Source organism: Maribacter litoralis, assembly GCF_902506355.1.
Lineage (GTDB): Bacteria > Bacteroidota > Bacteroidia > Flavobacteriales > Flavobacteriaceae > Maribacter > Maribacter litoralis.
The window spans coordinates 3,891,019-3,909,456 of record NZ_LR733271.1 but is presented as its reverse complement, the minus strand read 5'-3'; the positions used below and the strand labels follow the sequence as shown (position 1 = coordinate 3,909,456).

Below are 18,438 nucleotides of genomic sequence, written 5' to 3'. Positions count from 1 at the left end.
TTATTTATTTGTCATGTTCGTTTTTAATTTTTTCTTTACTCGAGATATTTTGGTACCCACATTACTGGCACTCAAGCCCGTAATCTGTGCTATTTCATTATAACTTTTACCTTCTAGCAATAGAAAAATGAGTCCTTTTTCTAACGTATTCAGGTGTTTTAGATGCTGATAAAGTAACCGTAATCGTTCTTCGAAAACTTCGTCATGGGTATCAGATTCGTTAATAAAGACTTCAGCAACTGGAACGGAATCTGGTCGTCTCTTTTTCTTTTTTATAAATGTGATAGATGTATTCATTGCCACGCGATACATCCAAGTTGTTATTTTGGCATCATTACGAAACGAATCAAAATATTTCCAAAGTTGAAAGACTACTTCTTGAAAAAGGTCTTCTTGATCTTCCTTATTATCAGTGTAAATTGAAGTTACCTTATACAAAAGTCCTTGATGTTCTCGTATTAAATTTGTGAAGACCACTTCTTTCTGCATCTCTTAAAACTTATTTCCCCATTAGTATGTTGATTTTCTCATTTGTCACACTTTCAGGTAAATTCTTTTTTAAATTAGGGTAAATTAATTCTAACTCGTACAACATGAGACACATATGTACGTTTTATTAAAAAAATATACACGATATGCAGTTTTTAAATCCTGAGATAGAAGCATTGACAAAAAGAAAAAGCACACAAAGCTTGGTCAAGAAACAAGTTTCATGTGGCATTTTTCAAGATGTAAAGGATATTCCTGTAGTTGAAGAAACCGTTGTACTGAAAAAGGTATAGGTTTTACTCTTCGAACAAAGAAGTATCTAAACCGGGAATAAGGTTTAGCGCGTTTTGGTAGTACAATTTCCTCAACACTTTGTCGGGTAAATTTAAACCGTACATTGCCCAAAAAGCATGGTATTTTTTATAGTATGGAAAATACTCGTCATTACTTTCAAGTACCCTAAAATAGGTTGGAAATTCTTCTGGTTTCCAACTATCCTTACCAAATAACACTCTGTCTTGATATTTAACAAAGAAAGCTCTGGCATTCTGTGGTTGCCTACCTAATTCTGCAATTACAGCAGAAATACCTACGTTCATATTAGGCATTTCATCTAATAGTTGACCTAGTTTTTCAAGGTCGTTGGCGTGCCACCCCATATGGGCATTAACAAATTTTGTCTTTGGATGCTTTTTGAACACATTATGCTGCTCTTGAATAATTTGTTCGAACGGAGCAGGGTCTGTTGCGCTACGTTTTCTTCTTGGATGTGTTTTTAATTCTAACCAGCGTTCATTTTTTGCATCCATATCATCCCAAAAGGACTTTGGGTCTGCTGCATGAATTAAAACCGGAACGCCCATTTCTGCACATTTTGCCCAAATAGGGTCTAAACGGGGATCATCTATTGCCAAACGTTCACCATTGGCATCTTTATTTCTTAATCCCAAACTTTTAAAAACCTTTAAGCCTTTTGCTCCATTCTTAATATCCTGTTCCAATTGTTTCGCTGCTTGTTCTCCCCATGCCATATCTTTGGCACCTTCAAAATCTACATTGGCAAATACCACAAATCTATTTGGATAACTTTTGTTGATGTTATCAACTTTCTCTTTTAAACTTTCACCTGATCTACCACTTAAGTTCACCATTATGGCTTCGTTCATAGCATTCATATGCTCAATTAATCCGTCGAGAGCTGCTACAGACATATCTCTTTGGTGACTGTGTATGTCAATGAACGGAAATTTTGCTTTGGTGATTTCAGCTCCTGGAACTATTAATGTTGACGTTGGGTTGTATTCTTCAAAACCCATTTCTTGAGCGAAGAGTGGTGATGTTGCTAGAACTATAATACTATATAGAAGGGTAGTCTTAAGTTTGTTCATATTATATCTTTGTTTTATTGGTATGTGCCATTAATTGTTCATATTCTGCATTAGTATCAATATCAATAATTTGCTTATTTGCTTGCAAGGAAATTATGGATTCGGACTGCTTATTTAAAAATAGCTTAGCTCCGGAATCACCTTTTAGTTTTGACAATTCCGAGAAATATATTTTTGGAAACAAAGCAGGCACCCCTACTCTTTTACCGTAATTTGTACCTATAATTTTTTCAGGATGCTTCTCAAATTCATTAATAACTTTGTTTAGGTATTCATGGGAAAGTAAAGGTTGATCGGCGAGACAAATTAAAATACCGTCATAGGTTTCCTGCTGTTGTAGCTTCACCTTAACTGCATGTGCAATACTATTTCCCAATCCTTCAGCCCAATTGGTATTTGTTATTACATGAACATCCAAATCATTTAGTTGACACTGATTTGATATCAATTCGGCATTAGAACCCAAAACAATAGTAATGTTCAAAACATGACATTTTTGAACAGTTTTTATGGTTTCTAAAAGAAAGTTAGAATCTTTCCAGGGCATCAGTTGCTTAATGCCTTTCATTCGTGTAGAAGCACCGGCAGCCATAATAAGAACAGCAATTTGTAACGGCATTTTAATGATGTATTTCTTTCAATTTATCTTTGAGCATCATAGGTTCGGTCTTTCTAATCACCGTTAATATTTCAGCTAGTATAGATATTGCAATTTCCTGCGGTGTTTCTGCTCCGATGTTCAACCCTGCAGGACCGTGTATACCTTCCACAAAATCAAGGTCAATATCCATATCCAATTCCATTAATTCCGACAATAATTTTTCTCTTCTTCTCGCCGGGCCTAAAACGCCTAAATAAGTTGGTTTACAATCTTTAAGAGTCAATAGATACTTTAAGTCTTTTACATAACTATGCGTCATTAATAGCACAGCGGTATTAGCATCGACAGTTTCTACCGGAAAGTCTTCGGGTTCAAAGTTCAACAACGAATCAATTCCGGGGAAATCTTCTAAGGATTTATCCTCTTTTGGCGTAACGGCAACACTTACCTCCCAGCCCATGCTCAACCCAAAATGCGCTAACTGCACGGCATCATGTTCCCCACCAATTAATAAAAGTCGTTGACAAGGATTCATCGTCTGCGAAAAGTGTAAAGCTGATTTTTGTGCGGTTGTATTTTGATTTAAAGAAAAGTTTTTATCGTTAAGCTTAATAAAAGTACCATAACCACTGAGCTCACCATATGTTTTTTCATACGCCGTTCGTAATTCGAACGATTGTCTATTCTCTATAACTTGGTCAAAAGCATATAAGCAATCATTGTTTGGGGCAAAAGGCTCTAACAATAGGTATAGAATACCTTCGCAACCCAACCTGTACCTGCCATCGTAGGTCATTAATTTTGAGGTGCCATTTTGAAAAACCGATTGAGCCTGAAATAAAACCTCTTTTTCTACACAGCCGCCACTTACCGCACCGATCATTACATCATCTTCACGTATTAGCATTCTAACACCAGGTCTACGATAAGAAGAACCGTCTAAATCGACTACGGTTGCCAAAACGCATTTGATATTAGCCGACTTGGCAATTCTATATTCTTTAAAAATGTTTTTAAACTCGTGGGTCATTCATTACCGCTTTACACCTTCTAATGTAGTAAAATTAAGGCTAATATTCTTATTATTTATTTTGTATAAACCTAATGAAATATAGGTGTTTTGATTATTTGGAACTTACAGGAATACGCTTTAACAATCTTTAACATTAATTTTAAGCTTCACTATAATTTAAATTAACATTGTGCGTTCTGCTAGTTGAACCCGTAATAATTGAATATGAAAAATTTTTTAAAAACATTCAGTGTGTTTTTTATGGTTACCCTACTAGTTTCTTGTGGTAACGCAGATGATGATGTTAGCTTGGATTTGAATACAGGTGACGGACTTGGAGAAGGTACCGTAGTTGATGAATGTTTAGGATTGGAAGAAGGTGAATTAGTACTTTCAATACAAGATCAGTATACAACATTACCAGGTAAGGTATCTGTATTTTTCAAAGTGTCCGATACCAGTGGAAATCCTGTTCCGGGGTTAACGGCAGATCAATTTACTATTTATGAGCAAGGTAGAAATGATGATTGCTTCAATACTATTTCAACCTCAGAATCATCGGCACGTATTTCACCAAATTCACAGATTTTCTCTAACAACACCTTACTTGTTTTAGATTTAAGTAATAGTGTTTTAAGTAGCAGTTTAGAAGAATTAAAATTGGCTTCCACTAGTTTTATTGATGCCGTAATGCCAGCAACGGCTCAAGAATCCGTACAAATGGCTATCTACTGGTTTGATGGAGAAGATGAACTGCATTTGTTAAATGAGTTGACCCCATCAAAAGATGAATTAAAAATAGCTGTTGACGGAATCACCGATGACATTAGTAATGACCCATCAACCGATTTATACGGAGCGGTAATTAAATCGACCGATATAGCGTCTGATCTAATTAACGTATCAACACAAGATGATAAAATTGGCGCTGCATCGGTAGTGATATTTACAGATGGTACCGATCAAGCTTCTCGTTATACCGAAGATGCCGCATTGGATAAAGTGGAAGATGCAAATGCCAACATTTCCTTCTTCAGTATTGGATTAGGAGCAGAAATAGATACAGAAGTACTAACGGCTGTTGGTAAGACTGCCAGCGTATTCGCTACGAACAAAGATGAATTAGAAGCAACCTTTAGAGATATCTCCGACAAAGTATCTGAAAGAGCAAATAGTTTTTACTTATTTGAATATTGCAGCCCTAAAAGAGATGGTAGTGGTGAGAATAATTTAGCCATAGAAATCAATACCGGTTCTAGACAAGGAGCAGTACAAACCAAGTTTAGTGCAAACGGATTTACAGGAGGTTGCGAATAACAAACTCACTTTCAAATTATACAAAGAAGCATGAAAATGCTTCTTTTTTTGCTCTTTAGCGAAATAGCAACCCCTTGAAAATCATTTTGTTGTGCCAGCATTTTATAGGGCTAAACGGATTGAGTTAAAAATTTAAACATCCGTATTTCTGTTTAGGCCGTATATAAAAGCGATTAAACTAATATTAATTAAAAAGAACAAGATGAAAAGATTATCCTTAGTTACTATAGTATCTATAACGCTTTTAACTTCATGTGTTTCTAAAAAGAAATATGTTGCCTTAGAAGATAACTTATCTCAAACCCAAAGTACTTTACAAAAGACTCAAGTTGAAAAAGAAGAGTTAGAATCTCAAATGGCACGTATAGAAGCACGTGTTGAGGAGTACAATTCTAAAATCAATTCATTAAAGGAAATGAACGATAGCCAATTCACAACTGTTGATGATGTTGCCGTAATGAGCAATAACACAAAGGCTAAAATGAGAAATACGTTGAAAAATGTTGATCCTGCAAAATTAGCAGGTGCTAAAACATTACAAGATTCAATGAACTTGGCAGTTTCTTATAAATTGAAGCAATCAATTTCTGATGAAGGTGAAGATATCGACGTTAGTATTGATAAAACTGTAGTAATGATCAATATTTCTGATGAGTTATTGTTTAACACAGCTAGTTATAGAGTTAGTAACAAGGCAGACAATATTCTTAAAAAATTGGCAGATGTAATTAAGTCTGAGCCAAGTATGGAAGTTATGGTAGAAGGTCATACAGATTCTAGAACGATCAACACTCCTATGGTTACAGATAACTGGGATCTAAGTGTAAAACGTGCTACATCAATTGTACGTAAATTACAGAAAGAGTATGATGTTGACCCTTCTCAATTAATAGCTTCAGGTAGAAGTAGTTACTTGCCATTAGTGGAGAACGATACTAAAGAAAACATGGCAAAAAACAGAAGAACCAAGATCGTTATCTTACCTAACTTAGATAAGTTCTTTGCTCTTTTAGATGCTGAAGATACCTTGTAAGAACTTCGGTTCTATATAGATAAAAAGGGAAGCAAATGCTTCCCTTTTTTTATGCTCAAAATATTGAATTGACTATCTAAAGATCATACCATTTGGCACATTGATAGTATTCTCTTTTAAATTGACCAGAAAGCCGTTGATGATGGCATATTCAATGACTCCCGCTTTTTCCAAAAAGAATGTAGGGTTAATACCTGGCATTAAATTAAGTTCTGGAACTTTATATTTTTCACCTATTAAATGAACGGGAAAAGGAGAATTAATATGTTTTGATGGAAATGAAGATAAACGTATATAACCGTAGCCCTGCTTTAATACATCTTTAAAATTTAACGCTTTTACCTCTTCAAATGAATTTAAGGTTTTAGGATAAGCTTTCGCTTGTTTAATGGTATAACCAGATGCATCTAGGGTTTCATATCCGTAATATGTAGAAAGATCACCTTGGTCTAACATTCGGCTACTATACCAAAAAGATTTGTGATCTGGGTAGTCTACTTCAATTTGGTTCATACCCAAATCAATGATATAGTTATTACCCTTTAGCTTATACGTAGCTCCCACAATTTTTAAATCGAACAATTTTCTATCGTTCTCGGGAATTTTCTCATATTCCTCAATAGCTATATTTTCATATGATTTCTTCGCTATCGTATAGATCGCAGATAATATGGAAACGTAGTTCAATTTTCTAATTTCCTGCTTTTCGGTATCTTCAGGATATCCACCAGATTCAATAAGAATTGTACTTGTTCCCCATTTTTGAATGTTATCACCAAAAGCCCTAGGTTCAAAATCATCATTATACCTACCTACTTGACCAGGGGCGTATTTTTGAAGTATTTCGTTCATGAACACAATAATCTTCATGGCATTGCCACGGGTTTCATTAATGTCTTTTTTATAATTATATGCAGGTGCTAAATAAGATATTGTAGCAGGCTTTTCTGTACGTTCTGCATTATAATATGTGCTTTGGTCATGAAGATTGAATCCGAAATCGGCATCAAGACTATCTCGTACTCTTTTTAATGTTTGAGATTCTGGAGACTGTAAGCGCAAAGCATCCCTGTTAATATCTACTCCTAAAAGGTTACGGCGTTGATATAGTTCTGCCCCATCAGGATTCAACATTGGTAAGAAGTGAACGGTCAAATTAGCAAGGATTTCTTCTTTTTCCTTAGAGAAATCCGGACTTTCAAAGAAGTTTAAAATATCGAATATTGCCTGTGTAGCCGTGGATTCATCACCATGCATTTGAGACCAAAGAAAAACATTGGTATCTCCACTGCCGATACTGATTAGGCTTAAGTCTTTTCCACCTATAGATTTTCCAACGGTAGAGACTTTAAATGTTTTGTTCGCAGAAATTTCAGCTATCAATGGCTGAATATCCGCATGCTTTATGCGTCTTTTGCCTATGGTACTTTCCTTATAGTTCTCATAAGTATCATACAATTGTGTGGTAATATTATCGGTTTGGCAAAGAGCCGATAATGAGCAAAGAAAAATAGTTGCTAGTAAAATATGTTTCATTTGGGTCATATAGTTAATTAATTTCGTTCGATGTGTTTGTTGGTACTTCCTTGAAGTTTAAATTCTTTACGGCTTTTCTAACCTTATTCATAAATTCAGGACCTGGGTCGGTTTTTTGGGTACGGTAGCCTTCATCTTGTTCTAACCACAGTGGATGATTTTCAAATAACGTATACTCATAATGACCGATTAAATAGTCAATGTCATATTTATCCTTTAAATATTCCACTAACCAAATATTAGATTTTAACTGTGCTTTTGTTAGCGGCAATTCTTCTGTGCCACCAACATTCTCTATACCAATAGCGCAATGGTTAAGACCAATAACGTGCCGTGCCATAGTAGTTTCTGGCAATAATTGATAAATGGTACCATCTCTATCGACCATAAATTGCGATGAAACATTTAAACCGCTTACATTTTTAATATCGGGTCTCCAATTGGGCAAGGTTGCTGGATCAAAAGCTTCGAAAGACTTTTCAAATGTGGGTATTACCGTCCAATGTAATACGATCATATTTGGGTCGATCTCTGGTGAATCTTGCTGCAATCCGTATCTGTTCTGTAAATATTCTAAAGTTAAAACTTTTCGTTCTTCATTAAAGGTAATGGGGCGTTCAACAATTGGTTTTGTAGTGGAACATGAGCAGAAGCCTAATAACAAGAAGTAATAAAGGTATTTTTTCATTCTAATAGTTGTTCTGTACTGTCTTTTTCAACAGCATATAATATGGTAATTTTTCTTCTACCCCACTCTTTTGCTTTCTTAATGTTCTCGCCCATATAGATATCTATTCGGTTTCGCCAACGTGAGTGCATTTTGTCTTTCACAAGATAGACACCTTCAAAAGTATCGATCTTTACCATTGTATTGTACAAAAGTCCTTTTTTTAGCAAATCGCGAGAAACAGCGATCCATTTTTGACCGGGCTTTATAGAATCTCCCCAAGCTGTTATTGCCGGATGCTCATATGATGTTTGATACGGAAGCGAATTATACGCGGTAGCAGTTACCTCAATTGGCACCCAGTTATATTTATCATCCACGGGTTTATCTACACAACTCAAGGTTATTATGAGGATAAATACAATGGATAACTTTTTTATCATACCTACTAATGTAGGGTATTTTCTAAAATTAGTAAATCGGTATAGCTTTCATTCCATGTTTCTTCTAGATGCTTAGGTACCGGTGTAAAAGAAAAACTAAGTGCACTCAAAACAATATCATCATCACCATCACCGTCGATATCGCCAGCATCCATTAAAAACCATCTGCCTAATTGGGTATTGTTAAAATGCTCTTGTGAAAAGTTATAGGATTCACTGTCTTTATTTTCTAAATACACAAAATTATAGTCCGGATGATTGTCAAAATCTGGAAAAGTAGCTAATAAAGCAAAATCCATATCACCATCTTGATCAAAATCGTTGGCTATAATTCTAGTAGCTCCGTTTAAAGGATGAAAGTAGGTTTCCTTAAAATTATTGTGGCCATCATTTAAATGTATGCGCATGCCGTGGTAAGGCTTGTTTACAAAAGATTTATCGGCATTATCACCGTTAACGGTAATGATATCGTCATATCCGTCATTATTGTAATCAACAAGTTCAAACCAACTAGAGCCATAAACCGGACTGAACCGTAATACCTTTTCCGCTTCAAATTTTAAATTTTCTTGTTGGTATAATATATAGACCGATTCATCACCTTGAGCAAACAGCACTACCAAATCTTCTTTACCATCGTTGTTCATATCTTTAGGTATTACCCTTAATGCACCTGGTAAAGCTAGTAGTACTTGTTTTTCATAAAACCCAAATTCATTTTTCTTCAATAAGGTCAATTGTCCTCTTAGGTCTCCAAACTCGCAAATAACAATTTCCTCACTACCATTTTTATCAAGGTCTAAATATAACGTGTGTACAGGTCTATGTAGGGAATCCTGCAAAATAGCCGTTTCACTTCCCTTTCTTAGAACAGTTTCTCCTCTTGGTATTTCATTGGGGTCCATTTTACCCATATTGGTAACATAAATACTATCATGTAAAAGTCGTACATTGATAATGGCAGAATTAAAGTTTCCTAAAGATGTATAAGATTTTTTATCGAGATTATAACTGTTCAATTCGCCATTTCGAGTACCGGTTACTATGTTCCCTTCTTTTGTATCGATATTTAAATAAGTAATTAAGCTACCTTTTATACTGTCTAAACGAATTGGTGTCGTATTAAAAGTGGTTAACGGTTTGCTTTCAATGATTTCATTGTTATTTATTAGACTATCTGGAGCCAGGTTGATTATATATTCCTGCAGTAATTTCCAATCTTCTAATGGTATTATAGGTATTGAGGGATAGGTGCCGGTCTTAATAACTGCAATTTGCTCATGAAAGGGTAATTTGTAATACGGATGTTTTCCTGCGGTTTTGATTCCCATTCTAGCCCCCATTTCTGGAAGCACCTCATTTTTCCAAATATCTTTCGGTAAAGATGCTATATCCGGAGCAATATGACAACTGGCGCAGTAACTGGTAAATAGGGCTTGTTCCCTAGATGGTTTCTTTGTATTACATGAAAAAAATACACCCAATAAAAACCCGTAAAAGCATAATTTTAAATTCATTAATTAAAATGATTAATTATAGTGAATAATATGAAAATGGAAGATACCTATACCCTTAAAATCCTGCAAGGTATAAATGAAGGCTTTTCTTTAAATTTGTAGTACTATGAAAAAAGAAAAAAAACCCGATAATGTAGTCTTTAACGAAGATTCACAAGAATATCATGGAAAGCTTCTTCCATTTGCAAGTGGTGTAGCTGCCCCAAAAATTACACCTCCCGATGTCACCTCATGGAAAAACACCAATATTATAGGTGCCAATAACCAGTTTAAGGCAAAGTACGAAGCACTACAAGAGGCGTACAACAAATTAATGGACGCCTTTGAATACAATAATTTGGTCTACAATGCTAAATTCAGTTTTGAACCTATTGTTGGTAAGGAATATCATTTATATAGAGCCAAAGATGAAAGTACCTTTCTTTCGTTGATTTTACCACAGGAATGCAATTTTGATCATTTAGGAAGCTTTAAATTATCTGCAGATAAAACTTGGCAGAAATTATAGGTCTAGTTTATAAAATACAAGTACTCTTTCCCCTCAGTTAGAACATTAAAATAATAAGAATGAAAAAAATTAAATTGCTTTTAGGTATTGCATTGGTCGGTATTATTGCTGCGGCATATTTTAATTATCCCAAGCTCAACCTTATTTCCGGTTATGCATCCAAAAGCATGGCGTCTAGTGTTTTTATAGCGGAAAGAGAACCGGTAGATATTATGTTGAACGATCATGAAATGCCTTTAATTAAATTGTCCGACTGTGAGGTTTCTACTGAAGATAACTCAGCTACGGCCAGTGTTTATGGTCTTATGCCAAGAAAAGCGGTATATAAAGAAGGTTTAGGTGCGGTATTGACGAACGAGGAGTTTTCTGAACATAATTTCGATATCGTACCAAATAGAATTAAAGTACAAGATACCCTGCCTTTCCCATTTGGTAATAACGGCATAAAGGATACAGTATTGGCAAATGTTGATTATGATAAGTTAGAGGTTGCTTTTGAAAATGCTTTTAAAGATCCAGAGCAGAGAACACGATCGTTATTGGTAGTTCATAAAAACCAAATTATAGGTGAAAAATATATAAGAGGATTTTCAAAGGATACAAAAATATTAGGATGGTCCATGACCAAGAGTATTTTGGCAACTCTTTACGGAATTTTAGAGTACAAAGGTGACATGAAGATGGATTATAAGCCGTTTGCCGATGAGATACAAATGAAAAATTTAAAGAACAACATTACCATTGACCACCTATTACGCATGCAAAGTGGTTTGGAGTGGGAAGAAAACTATTTTAAAATATCTGATGTTACCCGCATGCTTTTTCTAGCTTCTGACATGACGGTAGCCCAACGCAATAAAAACGTTATTGCTGCCCCAACCGAAGTTTGGAACTATTCTTCGGGCACTACAAACTTATTGTCGGGTATTTTACGTGAGCAGTTTGCTACGCATCAAGAATATTTAGATTTTCCGTACAAAGAATTAATCGACAAAATAGGAATGAATTCGATGGTATTGGAAACCGATTTATCGGGTAACTATGTACTTTCTTCTTATGCATGGGCAACCACGCGAGATTGGGCAAAATTTGGTCTTTTGTATTTAAATAAAGGTATGTGGAACGGTGAACGTATTTTTTCGGAATCGTGGGTGGACTATGTTTCTAAACCAACCGAAAACTCTGACGGAGTATATGGAGCACATTTTTGGCTAAATGCAAATGGTAAATACCCAGACATACCACGAGACCTGTACTCTGTAAACGGATTTCAAGGTCAGCGAATTTTTATTATACCATCTAAAGACCTAGTTGTAGTACGCACTGGTTTGGAAGAACAAACAGATGAGCAATTTAATACGCTGTTAAAGGAAATCATTAGGTCTATTCGTTAAAGGATGTATAGATAAGGGCACTCGTGGGGTAAAACCACAAATCTTAAGGAACTCACAACAGAAAGCGTTAACGTGACAACAATAGTTTCTAAAAACTAGAGATCCTACATACATTTACACTGTTGTTAAAAACGAAATAAAATTTTTTCATTTTCATATAGTGTTCTCGTAAAAGAGTCTGATCTTCATTGATCGGACTCTTTTTAGTTTAGGGTGGTTTTTGTTTTTAGTTTTGAGATAAAAAAGTATGAAGTAAAAAGTACTAAGTATTAAGTACTCCTTAATTAATTCGGAAACGCTTCGCGTTCCAACAATCTCTTTAAGCCTTTAGCCTAAAAAAGTTCATTTTCCCTGGAAAATGAACTTTTTTAATACAACCATCAACGGACAACCATCAACGGACAACCATCAACGGACAACCATCAACGGACAACCATCAACGGACAACCATCAACGGACAACCATCAACGGACAACCATCAACGGACAACCACCATCAACGAACAACCATCAACGAACAACCATCAACGAACAACCATCAACGAACAACCATCAACGAACAACCATCAACGAACAACCATCAACGAACAACCATCAACGAACAACCATCAACGAACAACCATCAACGAACATCAACGGACAACCATCAACGGACAACCATCAACGGACAACCATCAACGGACAACCATCAACGGACAACCATCAACGGACAACCATCAACGGACAACCATCAACGGACAACCATCAACGGACAACCATCAACGGACAACCAACTTACGGTAGCCAATTATCCTTTCCAAAATTAGGTTTACGCTTTTCCAAAAATGCGTTTCTTCCTTCTTTTGCTTCTTCTGTCATATAGGCTAGTCTTGTGGCTTCACCGGCAAAAACTTGTTGACCCACCATACCATCATCGGTTAAGTTCATTGAGAACTTCAGCATTTTTATAGAAGTTGGTGATTTTTCCAATACTTCTTGTGCCCATTGAAAAGCAGTGTCTTCTAACTCCTCATGCGGAATTACGGCATTTACCATACCCATTTCAAAAGCATCTTGCGCAGAATAGTTTCTTCCTAAAAAGAATATTTCACGAGCCTTTTTCTGTCCCACCATTTTTGCTAAATATGCAGAACCGTACCCACCATCAAAACTGGTTACATCGGCATCGGTTTGTTTAAATATAGCGTGTTCCTTACTGGCTAGAGTCATATCACAGACCACGTGCAAACTGTGTCCGCCACCAACGGCCCAACCTGGTACTACGCAAATAACCACTTTCGGCATAAAACGTATCATTCGTTGTACCTCCAGAATATTCAGTCTATGCTGCCCATCTTGCCCTACATAACCTTTCTCTCCCCTAGCCTTTTGATCACCACCGGAACAGAATGACCATATGCCGTCTTTTGTAGATGGTCCTTCCGCAGAAAGCAAAACAACACCTATAGAAGTATCTTCTTGCGCATCATAAAAAGCTTTGATCAACTCGCTAGTGGTATGTGGTCTAAAGGCATTACGAACATTAGGTCTATTAAATGCGATACGTGCCACTCCTTCACACTTTTTATAAGTTATATCATCAAATTCTATGGCAGTTTTCCAATTGGGTGATTTCATATTTTCTAACAATTCTATTATCGCATAAAGATAAGGGTTCAAAGTATACTCGTCCAAATTTGAATGCAACCAAGCTCTACATAAATTCAAGAGGTTAACTCAATCGAGTTAGATATCAATTTGTTTGAAACACTAGTTTTATCCAATAACTATTATGTTTACCCTTAAATTAAGATTCTAGTTCATGAAACAATCACTATTTGCATTTATAAAATCTCTCAGGCAATTCCTTGAGAACAAGCTTAACCAATACAATACTACCTTACCCTATGTTATTACGGTAATTATTGCGCTTGTTATAGTGGTTGGCGGTATAAACTTATTTGTTGAACTAACGGATACGCTAAAAACCGAAATGCTCGCCAATTATGATACCGCTATTACAGATTATGTTATTTCTCATCGAACACCAACATTAACGGCATATTTTAAGTTTATGACCAATGTAGGTGACACTTATGGTTATTTGATAGTGTTGACCATTTTCCTGTTGATTTCCTTATTGGTTTTTAAACGTTGGAAATATGTTGTTCAAGCAACTTTGGTGCTAGCTTTGGCAACCATTTCGAACATGATGTTAAAAAGATTCATTGATCGCGCAAGACCGGGAATTGAACATTTAGTATCAGTAGAGACCTTAAGTTATCCCAGCGGACATGCCATGAGTGCCATGGCATTTTACGGTTTTCTTATTTTTTTAGTGCTAAAATTCAAAATTCAGAAGACCTTTAAATACTTGTTGGTGCTGTTATTGACGGTTCTCATATTAAGTATAGGTATTAGCCGTATTTACTTAGGTGTACATTTTCCATCGGACATTGCAGGTGGATTTATTGCCGGATTTATTTGGGTAGTTTTCTGTGTACTTGTCTTTGATTTGATCCAATTGTTTAGACGCGATCCAAAAACATAATGAATATAACTTTAATGTTAATATAACGTAGCTAAGCTTTTAATCGGTGTTGATTTCAATACCTTAGAGTAAGGCAAAAGCTCAAAAGAATTACAAACAACAAAAATTATGTCGACAACTAAAATAGCATTGGTAACAGGCGGTAGCCGTGGAATAGGAAAGAATATAGCTTTAAAAATCGCCGAAAAAGGATTGGATGTAATCATCACATATCATTCTAAAAAAGCAGCTGCTAATGATGTTGTAAAAGAGATTGAAAAATTAGGACAAAAAGCAAGGGCGTTACAATTAGATACAAGTGATACCTCTAATTTCTCTAGTTTCTTTAAGAGAATTAGCATGTATTTGAATGAAAATTATCGCTCAGCTAAATTTGACTATTTGATAAATAATGCGGGAACAGGAATTTACAAGCCATTTTTAGAAACTACAGAAGCTGATTTTGATGCTATGATGAACATTCATTTAAAAGGTGTTTATTTTTTTACGCAGCATGCAGTTGAACAATTGAATGATGGTGGCGGAATCATTAATATATCTTCTGGTCTGGTACGGGTAACCATACCTGGTTCATCTGCATATGCAAGTATGAAAGGTGGTATTGATGTATTAACAAAGTTTATAGCAAAAGAATTAAGTTCCAAAAAAATAAGAGCAAATGTGGTGGCACCTGGTGCTGTAGGTACCGATTTTGGTGGTGGTGCCAATAAAGACAATGAAGAAAGACGTCAAAAGATAAGCAGTAATACAGCTTTAGGTCGCGTTGGCGAACCAGAGGATATTGGCGGAATTGTAGCTTTTTTATGTACAGAAGATGCCGGTTGGATCAATGGTCAGCGAATTGAAGCAACCGGTGGGTTAATGTTATAGGTAAATACATTTTAGAAATCGCACATATACAAAGTGCTTGCATTTATATAATCGTTAAATTTAAGAACAAACTAAGACACCTAATTTAATGCCTCTAATATAAAAAAAATGATACTGTTTTCTTTTTGCATTGGTCTGTTCACCACTGTAAGCTTGGCGCAAGATTTTAGAGGTTTGGATAAGAGTCCGCTAGACAGAGCCTATTTACCCGACCATTTTGCTCACGACATAAAGTTCGCTCCAGAAAGAAATTTACCTGATTCTCCCATTCTTAAAGTCGATTACAGCAGACCTCAGAAAAAAGGACGACAAGTTTTTGGTGGCATGGTCAAATACAATGAATTATGGCGATTAGGAGCCAATGAAGCTACAGAAATAAAAGTCTACAAAGATGTGCGAATGGATGGTAAATTACTACGAGAAGGCACGTATACCATGTACGCTATACCCACAGAAGAGGTATGGACCATAATTTTCAACAAGGCAGTTGATCAATGGGGACATTATAGCTATGATGAAAAAAATGATGTTTTACGCATTAACGCACATGTGCTACATAATAGTAATCCGGTAGAAGAGTTTTCTATACAATTTGAAGACTCAGAAAACGGAATAGCCTTAATGTATATTGCTTGGGATATGAACCGGGTCGAGATACCAATAAGTTATTAAAATTAATTATTGAAATGTATTTAATACTCAATAAAAAAAGCTAAAACATCAATTAGTTGAAATAACAAGAAACTATAAATCCCCCAATTTTTATTAAAAGAAATTTAAAACAATATGAAATTATCATTAGTCTTATTTTTTACTTTTTTTACAGTTATTGGGCAGAACATTGAAGGGACCATTTTAGATGCAGAAACAAATCAACCCATCGAATTTGTAAATATTTATGTTAAGGAAGGTCAAATTGGCACTACTTCTGATGGAATGGGAAAGTTTAATTTAATATCAAACAGTGAACTTAAATCTACACAAATGGTATTTTTTACCATTTTAGGTTATCATCCTAAATCATATTCCGTATTAGAATTAGAAGAGCGGAATTATGTTGTTTACTTGCAAAAAAAGACCGAAAACCTTAACGAGGTTACCTTGTCTGGTAATCGCAAAAGAAAACCAAGCATAGCCTTTACCAAATTAGCTTCTTTACCAGTTGGCGTTCATAATTTTGGATCTACGATAGTTAATGGTAATATATATATTCATGGAGGTGATAAAACATTTTTTAGACATGAAATTAGAATTGCACTAGAAAATTCACTGACTGCAGAAGAATTTATGCGTAAAATACAAAATAACCAAAATTGGAAAAACCATAGTGACGCTTTACAGATTTATGATATTGAAAATGATTCATGGGACATTTCAGATTTGAAGTTTAGAAAAAGGGCATATCATCGCATTACCACTGTTAAAAATCATTTATATATTATAGGTGGTAAAAGATTGTCAACCAATAGAATGCATGAATATTTAGATGATAAAATAGAAGTTTTAAATCTTAGTGACAGTACAATACAAATAGATCATATCAATCCACATCAAGCATTAAATTTTGCTGCATTTTCTATTGAAGATAACATAATTGTTATGGGAGGTTCAACTAAAAGAAAATTAGATGGTCCTAAAACATATTCTAATCTATCTCGCCTCTATAACACTAAAACGGGCTATTGGTATGATTTACCAAATATGACAACTGCAAAGGAAATTAATGGTGTTACCATAGGTAATAAAATTTACCCTATTGGAGGGTATAAAGAAAAACCATTAAAAGAAATTGAATCATTTAACCTAGAAACTGGTGAGTGGCAAATTGAAAACGAATTACCATTTGGTTTAGCAAACCCAGCTATAACAAGTTATAAAAACACTATCTACATTTTTGATCATGGTAAAATTTATACTTTCAATACACTTTCTAAACGTCTAATAGAATTTAATATAGACCTAAATATTCACGAAGCCCAAATGCTTTATTATGAAAACAAACTATATATTGTTGGAGGCAGGTATGAAGAAAGGTATAAATCAGAACCATTAAACGGTTTATATTCCATACATCTAAATGAATTTGAAAATACCAAGGTTATTCAATCACTTAGCAAATAAGTAGTATTATTGTAGCTTAGTAAAAGACTATGTATACGAGCATTTAATTGTTGTTTGTAAGATTGTAATATTTTCGATCCCTTAAGTTGAAAAACATACCCGACATATCATTTCAAGATGCCGAAAACAAGTATAGTTTCGAATGTTTGAACTTAACACAGTTTTTTGCAAGAATACCTGAAATCGCAGACCACAACCCTACCCAACCACATAGAATTCATTTTTTTGCCTTACTGATCGTTACAGAGGGTAAGGGTACACATCAAGTAGACTTAAAGGATTATGCCGTTAAAAGAGGTTCGGTATTAAAGTTGGCAAAAGGTCAAGTTCATGCCTTTCAAAAAAATGCTGCTTATAAAGGATTTTTGGTGTTGTTTACAGAAGATTTTGTCATGAACCACTTCTCAAAATCCTCAATCAATATGATATCGCATCTGTATAATTATCATGTTACGTCCCCTATTTCACAAAACGAGGAGCTCAACCATTCTTTTTTACAGGAATTGAATACAGAACTTACAAATTCAAACACCTTTGCAAGAAACAATATAGTAGCCTCTTTGATCAATCTCTATTTACTGAGACTTGAACGGGAATATAATCAGCAATCACCTCAAAATAATATTAAGAACTATACGGTTTTTATAGCATTTAAAAATTTAGTAGAGCAAAATTATGCTACTACAAGAAATGTGAAAGACTATGCCGAAATGCTTACCATTACTACCAAACACCTAAATGAAGTGGTTAAGGAGTTTACATTGGATACAGCTAAAACCTTTATTGATGGCTATGTAATTCTTGAGGCCAAAAGATCTATTGTCAGTACAGATAATGGTTTTAAAGAGATAGCGTATGAAACTGGCTTTGACGAGCTGACAAATTTCACCAAATTTTTCAAAAAAAATGTTGGTGTTTCCCCTAAGGCATTTAGAACCAGTTCGGTATAATTACTCACATTTACCATTCTTAGTCTCATATTGATAACGGAATACCGTCATTCCCATTTTAGT

General features: G+C 35.0%; 20 protein-coding genes. 11 read left to right on the top strand and 9 right to left on the bottom strand.

Annotated elements, in window-relative coordinates:
* Complete coding sequence (locus EXIGUO8A_RS16540) at positions 1–489, bottom strand: RNA polymerase sigma factor (protein WP_159304011.1); 489 nt, start codon at positions 487–489, stop codon at positions 1–3.
* 146 nt (positions 490–635) lie between these two features.
* On the opposite strand from EXIGUO8A_RS16540, the gene EXIGUO8A_RS16535 reads away from it, so the two are divergent.
* On the top strand, positions 636–782 hold the full coding sequence (locus tag EXIGUO8A_RS16535; RefSeq protein ID WP_164674097.1) for a hypothetical protein: 147 nt from the start codon (positions 636–638) through the stop codon (positions 780–782).
* A gap of 3 nt (positions 783–785) precedes the next feature.
* On the opposite strand, the gene EXIGUO8A_RS16530 is transcribed toward EXIGUO8A_RS16535, so the two are convergent.
* From EXIGUO8A_RS16530 to EXIGUO8A_RS16520, 3 genes are read right to left on the bottom strand one after another with little or no spacing between them, the layout of a single operon-like run.
* A complete protein-coding gene (locus EXIGUO8A_RS16530; protein ID WP_159304010.1) occupies positions 786–1,877 on the bottom strand; it encodes an amidohydrolase family protein in 1,092 nt (363 codons plus the stop codon).
* Between the two features lies 1 nt (position 1,878).
* Positions 1,879–2,496, bottom strand: a complete 618-nt coding sequence (locus EXIGUO8A_RS16525) for a nucleotidyltransferase family protein (RefSeq protein ID WP_159304009.1) — start codon at positions 2,494–2,496, stop codon at positions 1,879–1,881.
* A gap of 1 nt (position 2,497) precedes the next feature.
* Positions 2,498–3,508 (bottom strand): XdhC family protein, encoded by a 1,011-nt coding sequence (locus EXIGUO8A_RS16520; protein ID WP_159304008.1) that lies wholly within the window; start codon positions 3,506–3,508, stop codon positions 2,498–2,500.
* Positions 3,509–3,715: 207 nt separating this feature from the next.
* Here EXIGUO8A_RS16520 and EXIGUO8A_RS16515 point away from each other — a divergent pair, with 207 nt between their 5' ends.
* Positions 3,716–4,807, top strand: coding sequence for a vWA domain-containing protein (locus EXIGUO8A_RS16515; RefSeq protein WP_159304007.1), 1,092 nt, complete (start codon positions 3,716–3,718; stop codon positions 4,805–4,807).
* Positions 4,808–5,009: 202 nt separating this feature from the next.
* The gene (locus tag EXIGUO8A_RS16510) at positions 5,010–5,840 is read left to right on the top strand and encodes an OmpA/MotB family protein (protein ID WP_159304006.1); all 831 of its coding nucleotides are present in this window, start codon (positions 5,010–5,012) and stop codon (positions 5,838–5,840) included.
* A gap of 72 nt (positions 5,841–5,912) precedes the next feature.
* Here the strand turns inward: EXIGUO8A_RS16510 and EXIGUO8A_RS16505 are convergent, their stop codons facing one another.
* The 4 genes from EXIGUO8A_RS16505 to EXIGUO8A_RS16490 are packed head-to-tail and all read right to left on the bottom strand — an operon-like array spanning position 5,913 to position 10,003.
* Complete coding sequence (locus EXIGUO8A_RS16505; protein ID WP_159304005.1) at positions 5,913–7,376, bottom strand: M14 family metallopeptidase; 1,464 nt, start codon at positions 7,374–7,376, stop codon at positions 5,913–5,915.
* Between the two features lie 13 nt (positions 7,377–7,389).
* Entirely contained in the window at positions 7,390–8,064 is a 675-nt protein-coding gene (locus EXIGUO8A_RS16500; protein WP_159304004.1) for an N-acetylmuramoyl-L-alanine amidase, read from the bottom strand.
* Positions 8,061–8,486 carry a 3D domain-containing protein gene (locus EXIGUO8A_RS16495; protein WP_159304003.1) on the bottom strand — a complete coding sequence of 142 codons (426 nt, stop codon included), beginning with the start codon at positions 8,484–8,486 and terminating at the stop codon, positions 8,061–8,063. Before EXIGUO8A_RS16495 ends, EXIGUO8A_RS16500 begins: the two co-directional genes overlap by 4 nt.
* Before the next feature lie 5 nt (positions 8,487–8,491).
* Positions 8,492–10,003, bottom strand: a complete 1,512-nt coding sequence (locus EXIGUO8A_RS16490; RefSeq protein ID WP_159304002.1) for an FG-GAP repeat domain-containing protein — start codon at positions 10,001–10,003, stop codon at positions 8,492–8,494.
* 106 nt (positions 10,004–10,109) lie between these two features.
* Between EXIGUO8A_RS16490 and EXIGUO8A_RS16485 the strand changes: the two genes are divergently transcribed.
* From EXIGUO8A_RS16485 to EXIGUO8A_RS16475, 3 genes are all read left to right on the top strand, one after another.
* A complete protein-coding gene (locus tag EXIGUO8A_RS16485) occupies positions 10,110–10,511 on the top strand; it encodes a DUF2452 domain-containing protein (protein ID WP_159304001.1) in 402 nt (133 codons plus the stop codon).
* A 59-nt stretch (positions 10,512–10,570) separates the two neighbouring features.
* Positions 10,571–11,905, top strand: coding sequence for a serine hydrolase domain-containing protein (locus tag EXIGUO8A_RS16480; protein WP_159304000.1), 1,335 nt, complete (start codon positions 10,571–10,573; stop codon positions 11,903–11,905).
* A 358-nt stretch (positions 11,906–12,263) separates the two neighbouring features.
* Positions 12,264–12,710, top strand: coding sequence for a hypothetical protein (locus tag EXIGUO8A_RS16475; RefSeq protein ID WP_159303999.1), 447 nt, complete (start codon positions 12,264–12,266; stop codon positions 12,708–12,710).
* Here EXIGUO8A_RS16475 and EXIGUO8A_RS16470 read toward each other — a convergent pair.
* On the bottom strand, positions 12,679–13,521 hold the full coding sequence (locus EXIGUO8A_RS16470; RefSeq protein WP_116770107.1) for a 1,4-dihydroxy-2-naphthoyl-CoA synthase: 843 nt from the start codon (positions 13,519–13,521) through the stop codon (positions 12,679–12,681). The two genes, EXIGUO8A_RS16475 and EXIGUO8A_RS16470, sit on opposite strands and share 32 nt — an antisense overlap.
* A 184-nt stretch (positions 13,522–13,705) precedes the next feature.
* Here EXIGUO8A_RS16470 and EXIGUO8A_RS16465 point away from each other — a divergent pair, with 184 nt between their 5' ends.
* From EXIGUO8A_RS16465 to EXIGUO8A_RS16445, 5 genes are all read left to right on the top strand, one after another.
* Positions 13,706–14,434, top strand: coding sequence for a phosphatase PAP2 family protein (locus EXIGUO8A_RS16465; protein ID WP_159303998.1), 729 nt, complete (start codon positions 13,706–13,708; stop codon positions 14,432–14,434).
* Between the two features lie 108 nt (positions 14,435–14,542).
* Positions 14,543–15,304 carry an SDR family NAD(P)-dependent oxidoreductase gene (locus tag EXIGUO8A_RS16460; protein WP_201304132.1) on the top strand — a complete coding sequence of 254 codons (762 nt, stop codon included), beginning with the start codon at positions 14,543–14,545 and terminating at the stop codon, positions 15,302–15,304.
* A gap of 108 nt (positions 15,305–15,412) precedes the next feature.
* Positions 15,413–15,976 carry a DUF2911 domain-containing protein gene (locus tag EXIGUO8A_RS16455; RefSeq protein ID WP_159303997.1) on the top strand — a complete coding sequence of 188 codons (564 nt, stop codon included), beginning with the start codon at positions 15,413–15,415 and terminating at the stop codon, positions 15,974–15,976.
* A 114-nt stretch (positions 15,977–16,090) separates the two neighbouring features.
* Positions 16,091–17,425, top strand: a complete 1,335-nt coding sequence (locus EXIGUO8A_RS16450) for a carboxypeptidase-like regulatory domain-containing protein (protein WP_159303996.1) — start codon at positions 16,091–16,093, stop codon at positions 17,423–17,425.
* A gap of 86 nt (positions 17,426–17,511) precedes the next feature.
* The gene (locus tag EXIGUO8A_RS16445) at positions 17,512–18,375 is read left to right on the top strand and encodes a helix-turn-helix domain-containing protein (protein ID WP_159303995.1); all 864 of its coding nucleotides are present in this window, start codon (positions 17,512–17,514) and stop codon (positions 18,373–18,375) included.
* The last annotated feature ends 63 nt before the right edge of the window (positions 18,376–18,438 follow it).

What these genes read in the sequence shown, in the direction of transcription:
- EXIGUO8A_RS16520 (WP_159304008.1), bottom strand. Translation starts at nt 3,508, where the DNA reads ATGACCCACGAGTTTAAAAACATTTTTAAAGAATATAGAATTGCCAAG.
- EXIGUO8A_RS16460 (WP_201304132.1), top strand. Translation starts at nt 14,543, where the DNA reads ATGTCGACAACTAAAATAGCATTGGTAACAGGCGGTAGCCGTGGAATA.
- EXIGUO8A_RS16480 (WP_159304000.1), top strand. Translation starts at nt 10,571, where the DNA reads ATGAAAAAAATTAAATTGCTTTTAGGTATTGCATTGGTCGGTATTATT.
- EXIGUO8A_RS16455 (WP_159303997.1), top strand. Translation starts at nt 15,413, where the DNA reads ATGATACTGTTTTCTTTTTGCATTGGTCTGTTCACCACTGTAAGCTTG.
- EXIGUO8A_RS16500 (WP_159304004.1), bottom strand. Translation starts at nt 8,064, where the DNA reads ATGAAAAAATACCTTTATTACTTCTTGTTATTAGGCTTCTGCTCATGT.
- EXIGUO8A_RS16485 (WP_159304001.1), top strand. Translation starts at nt 10,110, where the DNA reads ATGAAAAAAGAAAAAAAACCCGATAATGTAGTCTTTAACGAAGATTCA.
- EXIGUO8A_RS16465 (WP_159303998.1), top strand. Translation starts at nt 13,706, where the DNA reads ATGAAACAATCACTATTTGCATTTATAAAATCTCTCAGGCAATTCCTT.
- EXIGUO8A_RS16535 (WP_164674097.1), top strand. Translation starts at nt 636, where the DNA reads ATGCAGTTTTTAAATCCTGAGATAGAAGCATTGACAAAAAGAAAAAGC.
- EXIGUO8A_RS16515 (WP_159304007.1), top strand. Translation starts at nt 3,716, where the DNA reads ATGAAAAATTTTTTAAAAACATTCAGTGTGTTTTTTATGGTTACCCTA.
- EXIGUO8A_RS16505 (WP_159304005.1), bottom strand. Translation starts at nt 7,376, where the DNA reads ATGAAACATATTTTACTAGCAACTATTTTTCTTTGCTCATTATCGGCT.
- EXIGUO8A_RS16495 (WP_159304003.1), bottom strand. Translation starts at nt 8,486, where the DNA reads ATGATAAAAAAGTTATCCATTGTATTTATCCTCATAATAACCTTGAGT.
- EXIGUO8A_RS16470 (WP_116770107.1), bottom strand. Translation starts at nt 13,521, where the DNA reads ATGAAATCACCCAATTGGAAAACTGCCATAGAATTTGATGATATAACT.
- EXIGUO8A_RS16525 (WP_159304009.1), bottom strand. Translation starts at nt 2,496, where the DNA reads ATGCCGTTACAAATTGCTGTTCTTATTATGGCTGCCGGTGCTTCTACA.
- EXIGUO8A_RS16490 (WP_159304002.1), bottom strand. Translation starts at nt 10,003, where the DNA reads ATGAATTTAAAATTATGCTTTTACGGGTTTTTATTGGGTGTATTTTTT.
- EXIGUO8A_RS16530 (WP_159304010.1), bottom strand. Translation starts at nt 1,877, where the DNA reads ATGAACAAACTTAAGACTACCCTTCTATATAGTATTATAGTTCTAGCA.
- EXIGUO8A_RS16450 (WP_159303996.1), top strand. Translation starts at nt 16,091, where the DNA reads ATGAAATTATCATTAGTCTTATTTTTTACTTTTTTTACAGTTATTGGG.
- EXIGUO8A_RS16510 (WP_159304006.1), top strand. Translation starts at nt 5,010, where the DNA reads ATGAAAAGATTATCCTTAGTTACTATAGTATCTATAACGCTTTTAACT.
- EXIGUO8A_RS16540 (WP_159304011.1), bottom strand. Translation starts at nt 489, where the DNA reads ATGCAGAAAGAAGTGGTCTTCACAAATTTAATACGAGAACATCAAGGA.
- EXIGUO8A_RS16475 (WP_159303999.1), top strand. Translation starts at nt 12,264, where the DNA reads ATGAACTTTTTTAATACAACCATCAACGGACAACCATCAACGGACAAC.